Consider the following 5,337-nt stretch of genomic DNA (forward strand, 5'->3'; position numbering starts at 1 on the left):
ACATAAACGTCGTATATCTGAAAAAATAACCCTTTATCAACAAAATTGGGACGTAATCAAAAATGCTATTGCTGAGCACATCCGTGTTTTATTAGCGTACCCAAATTAGTTTTGTGCGAAACTCGTGAACTTAATGGACACTGTGAATAATATTGGCGTCGATAACCGGGATCGCGTTTCGCGCGGCCAGATTCATGGCGGCGGTCACCAGATTGCCGATAGCCAGGGGGTAAAGCAGGCTGACTGTCGTTCTCTGCTTTGACGCGGTGCTTTGGTCCCCTCGCTGATAACTCAGGCGTTGGCGTATCGCCTTGATGGCATCCGGGGTGATAATCTTGTTCAGGTCTGTGCCTATCCGCTTAAATTTGAACGCAAGAAAATCCGTCAGATGGGCGTCCAGGGGCGGCAGGTCAATCACTTCACAGCGTTGCACCACTTCCCGGACCTCAAAAAAACGTTCAGATAACTTGTCGCTCAGCTCAGGTTGGCCCAGCAGAATGATAGCCAGCAGTTTTTTGTGCCCATCATCCAGTTCAAAGAACCGCTTGAGGTGTTTTAACGTCGGTATCGGCAGGGAGTGCGCTTCTTCAATCACCAGCACATGGCGATACCCGGTGCGGCTGCTTTCTTTTAACAATTTGTGTAACTGGCGAAAGCGCGCTTCGGGCGAGCGTTTGAGCGTTTCCAGTGGGGCCAACGTATGGACAATGGCTTCCGCCAGACTGGCGGCTTTCAGGGTTTTTCCCTGATGGTCGTTGTCTTCCATGGCCAACACATAGGGCTCTATGACCAGCACCGGCGCGTTCTTCTGGTTGATGTATTCAATCATGTCACGCCGCAGGGTGCTTTTGCCTGAGCCGGATTCACCAACAATCGCCACAAAGCCACCATATAAGGCTGTTTGGCATAAGGCTTCCCGGACATAACGGTTATCGGGCGTCATAAATACGTCCTCGTGACTTTGCACGGCATTGTCATCAAACGGGGCGCGAAACAGCCCAAAATGCTTTTTGGTGGCAGGCAGCAAGACCTGTTTTTTCAGTAACATCCTTTCCTCCTTATTCAATACGGTGGGGTTATTCTTACGACTGGCGATAGCATCGAAACAGTCTCTGGCATTCACACCACGCTGACCTAACCAGCGCTCAATGCCTGATTTGAGGTCGTGCGTATCCCGTTTTGGCCACTGGTTGTGGTTAATGATTTGTGCCAGCGTGGCTTCAGAGACACCCAGCTCACGCGCCAGTGCCGCCTGGGTCAGGCTGTGCTGTTGCAGCAGGGTTTTGAGTTTTAGCATGATGACCTCCCGTTACCCGTGGCTGGCGAGATTGACCACCACATCGGTGGACTGGGCCATCAGTTCATCACCCAGTGCGTCAACCTGGTCGGCAGGGATACCGTCCGGGAAGCGCTGGGTCAGCGTGAGATAAAACTCGCCGTGCCAGCTTTTACCCGCTGCCTTAAAGCGTTCCCGCAGTATTTGTACAACGGCCACGGGGTTTAACCGTTCTTCAAAACGGGTGACCCCCACGGAGGCAGGCAGTCCCGCGTTCGACGGGTCAATCGGTGAGGTCGTCTGGTATTTTTCGCTGCTCAGATACGGGTTAAAGCGTCCGCCAAAAGGTAAGGCTTTCGCCTTGCGGGCGGCCTCTGTTTCGGCAACAGTCTGGGTGCCATACAGTACCCGCTCCACTTCAGCCAGATTCTTCTGGGCGGGCGTATGGGGTGGCGCCTTAAAGGACTCACCGATGGTCGGCGCAGTAACGTCAAAGCCATATTGATTTTTTATGACCATAGGGGCCGGATAGAAGGTTTCCCTGCCGTCCTCGCCGATAATAACGACCTGTACCTCGTTATTCCGCCAGGGATTACGGGTGACAAGAATGGTGTCGTTGATAAAAACCCCAGGTACGCCTTTGACGCTGTATTCATAATCCCCCACTGAAATGCAATGATTAGCCCTCACCTTACGCGTTTCAGGGTTGCTCACAGCCAACTGTCGACACACCTCAATGGACGGGGCCTTAACTAGTAGCGGGCTTTCAGCGATATCTTTCCAGCAGTCAGTCCGCGTCCTTTTGTGACGGCTGTGTATCCTCGTCGCGTTATACTCCATGCGCCAAAGCTTTACCTTGTCATTGAGTTTATCGATATCTTCTATGCGGACAAAATACAGGCGCGATTCAAACTCGCATTCCAGAATGTCCCGCGCCTTTTCTACTGAGCCCGTTGCCCTGGCATTCCCCGCTTTGTGTGAGATAAGCTGAATCCCCAGGGCGCGGCAGAGATTCCGCATGGTGGCAGACACCAGTGCGCAACCGGGGTCGGTATACAGAATGCGCGGCACACCGTGCAGGACATCGGCTCCACCCCGCTCCTGCATGGCGTTAATCAACACATCGGTAAAGTTTTTCGTCGTTTCCCCGCCGAAGCGGTATTCAGCATAAATCCAGCCACTGGTATGGTCAGTTAACTCAAATGACCAGACGCGGTCGTTAACAATACGGTCCAGGTTTTTGGGTTTGTTTGGGTTAAATTCTTCCCTCCTCATCATGCGCAAGCCTGTATCGCAAGTTGCGCCCCGCTTACCTGGATTTTTCAGGTAATAAAGCACACAGAGCGACGCATCCAGTTGCCAGACATGATTGGGGTGCTCGGTTTTGAGTCGTACGCACGGTGTTGCACCGCGTAACTGGTTAGGGTGCAGCTTATAGTGGTACAATGCGCGGCGGACGGCATCGATTGACAGCGGAAACCACTCCCCGGTATCGTGATGTAGGTAGCCTGCATTGATTAAGCCATTGGCGCTCAAATCATCAACGGCACGCTCGAGGCTATACATTTTCTTGCCATTATTACGAAAGGTTGTTGTTATAACAGCAGATACTTTTAACGCTTCTTCGTATGTCAAAGCGCTTGTTCCCACATCTGCACGTTTTTTTCGTGGGGCTTTATAAGCTACCTGCCTGATTTTTCTGAGTAATGTTGATTTGGCCATCATCAACTCTTTACAGGCCGTCTGATAAACGGCCTCTTTTCCACCATGGCCTGCCTGCTCAGCTTCACGGGCAACGATGAGTAATCGTTCAATCAGGGCCGGATTCATCATGCACATGCCCTCCCACTGAAACGCAGGTGAATGCAGGTTAGATACACGATTCTCATACATCTTCCACCTCATCCTGGTTAATCTGCTTTTCAGGGCGGGCGGAAGCGGAATAGTCCCCGTTATCAGCCTCTATGTCGTCTTTCGCCCAGGCTGGCACCGGGTCGATTAACGCATGGCGCGGCAGGGCAAAGTCATCGCGTAATAAGGTGATTTCAAGTTCAATATCATTTAAGAGGCCCGCAATGTATTCTGCGTGCGGCAGGATATCGCCACTGTTGCTGGCCAGTCTGTCAACCCCTTCCCGAAAGCGGGTCATCAGCAAGGCTTTTATTTCGTACTCAACCAGGCCGATTTCATCGCGTAGTTGGCGAATCCCCTCTGCATCCAGCGGGTTGTTAACTAATTTGTTTACAGTGAGTTTTTGGATTTTTTCTTCTCGTTCAGCCACCATTTGTCGACTGGTATTTAAGTCATTTTCACTTTCTTTTAACTTCTGGCGCGATTGGCGTATCGCCGCGCGCAGCTCACGCACCGACATGCGGTCCACATCATCGAGGGTGAGGCCTACAATGGTGCCGCCTTCGGCGAGTTCAGCGAGGTCTTCGTCGTCTTCCAGCATCAGCTCATAGAGTTTTGCTTTGCCCAAGTTTGACAACGTTGTCATCTTTGATTGAAGCGAAGGCGATAAATACTTTAATGCTGCCTTCATCATGCGATGAGCTGTCTTTGGCACTAACCCCAACTGTTCAGTTACAATATTCAAGAAAGAGCCATGCGGTTCATTCTCTTTAAGAATAATGAGTCGCTTTCCTGCCTCCAGCATGGCTTCGGCACTCTGCGCCATATAAAAGCGCGCCTCATGCACAATCCGTTCACGCTCATAAGGCAGGCCATCGCCAAACCGCGCCATCACGTCCTGTTGAGCGCTTTTTTCTTCACTTTTTTCAGGGTATACAATTGCCCCCCCCCCGCAATCGTGATATTGTCCGGTGAGGTTGCCAACAGTGTTGTGGCGGTTTTTTTCTTTGCCATAAGGCTCTCCTTCTATTGCGTTTGATAGTGATGTAACGAGACTTAAAAAAACATACAAAAATCTTCAAAAAGGACTTTACATTATTTTAAATATGAAAGTATACTTTTTTATGAAAATTTTTACGGAGAAAGAACAATGCACCTCGCAGACGAAAAGCAAATTTTTTATCACTGTGTTTACCAGGATTACCCTTCTGTTAAAGCCTGGGCACTGAAGCGGGGGTTTAAACCCCATAACGTCTGGATGTTGCTTGCGGGCTCAAGCAAAGGCATACGCGGTGAAGCCTATAAGATAAAGCGGGCCATCCAGCAAACCATACGTACCTCAGAAGCAGCGAGACGGTCTATGCATAAATGACAACGAATACATTGCACTGACGGTAACACAATTTCACTGAGAGTAACAGGAATAACAAGATGAGTGAGACCACATTATTACCCGCTAGCTCCCGCGCCCGGCGCGTGTTGCGAATTTTAAAGGCACTCAAAGGGCACGGTACCGATGGACTGTCTAATGGGGATTTAGCCCGTTTATTGAAGGAAAACCCCACCAACATCAGTCGCACCCTGCCGCTGATGATAGAAGAGGGCATGATTGAAAAACGACCCACAGGGCATTACGCGCTGGGCCAGGAGTTTTTACTGATTGCGATGGCCTATCTGGATGCCTCAGACCGCAGCCAGGTGAAGTTGACAGAATTAAAACAGCGCTGCTTTAGCAGCCGCTAACCTTACCGGAGGAACGAGTGATGGCCCGACGCGCCTTGCCAGAGAAGATAGATATGACGCCTGAATATCAGGTCGCCCCCGATTTACAGGACAACATGAACACCTTGGCCATTCATCAACGAGACATTATGGAGAAGTACGGCGATGGCCTGCCTTATGAGCGTGAACGGATTGTGCATGAGGCGCGTTTTTATAGAGGCTGTCGCAAAAGGGGTGGAATTTTTTTTTCAACAATATCCCACCGTGCAGATTTTCTCTTTTTCTGATTTTAGTTTGTACAAATAATAGACTGAAAATCATCCATAATATCAGAGCAACCGCTCTTGATAAGTTATAGGCCATTGCATGCAGGGTAAATTCGAGCTTTACCGCTAATAATCCCTTACGCCGGAAACGTTCCAAACCCTGAATTCCCCGCAATGCTGAAAACACAGGTTCAACCATGCTCTTTCGCTGATTCAAGATTT

General features: G+C 50.0%; 5 protein-coding genes. 1 reads left to right on the plus strand and 4 read right to left on the minus strand.

Going from position 1 to position 5,337, the window contains the following annotated elements:
• Positions 1 to 130: 130 nt before the first annotated feature.
• The 3 genes from CBG25_RS14870 to CBG25_RS14880 are packed head-to-tail and all read right to left on the minus strand — an operon-like array spanning position 131 to position 4,067.
• Entirely contained in the window at positions 131 to 1,297 is a 1,167-nt protein-coding gene (locus CBG25_RS14870; protein ID WP_290607595.1) for an AAA family ATPase, read from the minus strand.
• 12 nt (positions 1,298 to 1,309) lie between these two features.
• On the minus strand, positions 1,310 to 3,169 hold the full coding sequence (locus CBG25_RS14875) for a transposase family protein (RefSeq protein WP_290607597.1): 1,860 nt from the start codon (positions 3,167 to 3,169) through the stop codon (positions 1,310 to 1,312).
• Positions 3,162 to 4,067 carry a DUF3102 domain-containing protein gene (locus CBG25_RS14880; protein WP_290607603.1) on the minus strand — a complete coding sequence of 302 codons (906 nt, stop codon included), beginning with the start codon at positions 4,065 to 4,067 and terminating at the stop codon, positions 3,162 to 3,164. Before CBG25_RS14880 ends, CBG25_RS14875 begins: the two co-directional genes overlap by 8 nt.
• Positions 4,068 to 4,558: 491 nt before the next feature.
• On the opposite strand from CBG25_RS14880, the gene CBG25_RS14885 reads away from it, so the two are divergent.
• Positions 4,559 to 4,870: a helix-turn-helix domain-containing protein gene (locus CBG25_RS14885; protein ID WP_290607599.1), complete on the plus strand. Its 312-nt coding sequence runs from the start codon at positions 4,559 to 4,561 to the stop codon at positions 4,868 to 4,870.
• A gap of 126 nt (positions 4,871 to 4,996) precedes the next feature.
• Here CBG25_RS14885 and CBG25_RS14890 read toward each other — a convergent pair.
• A partial coding sequence (locus CBG25_RS14890; RefSeq protein ID WP_290607601.1) for a transposase occupies positions 4,997 to 5,337 on the minus strand: 341 nt, incomplete at its 5' end.

The sequence above is a fragment of the Arsenophonus sp. ENCA genome (assembly GCF_002287155.1).
GTDB lineage: Bacteria > Pseudomonadota > Gammaproteobacteria > Enterobacterales > Enterobacteriaceae > Arsenophonus > Arsenophonus nilaparvatae.

Bases quoted from the DNA above. Each gene is read 5' to 3' on its own strand.
- CBG25_RS14870 (WP_290607595.1), bottom strand. From the start codon at position 1,297: ATGCTAAAACTCAAAACCCTGCTGCAACAGCACAGCCTGACCCAGGCG.
- CBG25_RS14875 (WP_290607597.1), bottom strand. From the start codon at position 3,169: ATGTATGAGAATCGTGTATCTAACCTGCATTCACCTGCGTTTCAGTGG.
- CBG25_RS14885 (WP_290607599.1), top strand. From the start codon at position 4,559: ATGAGTGAGACCACATTATTACCCGCTAGCTCCCGCGCCCGGCGCGTG.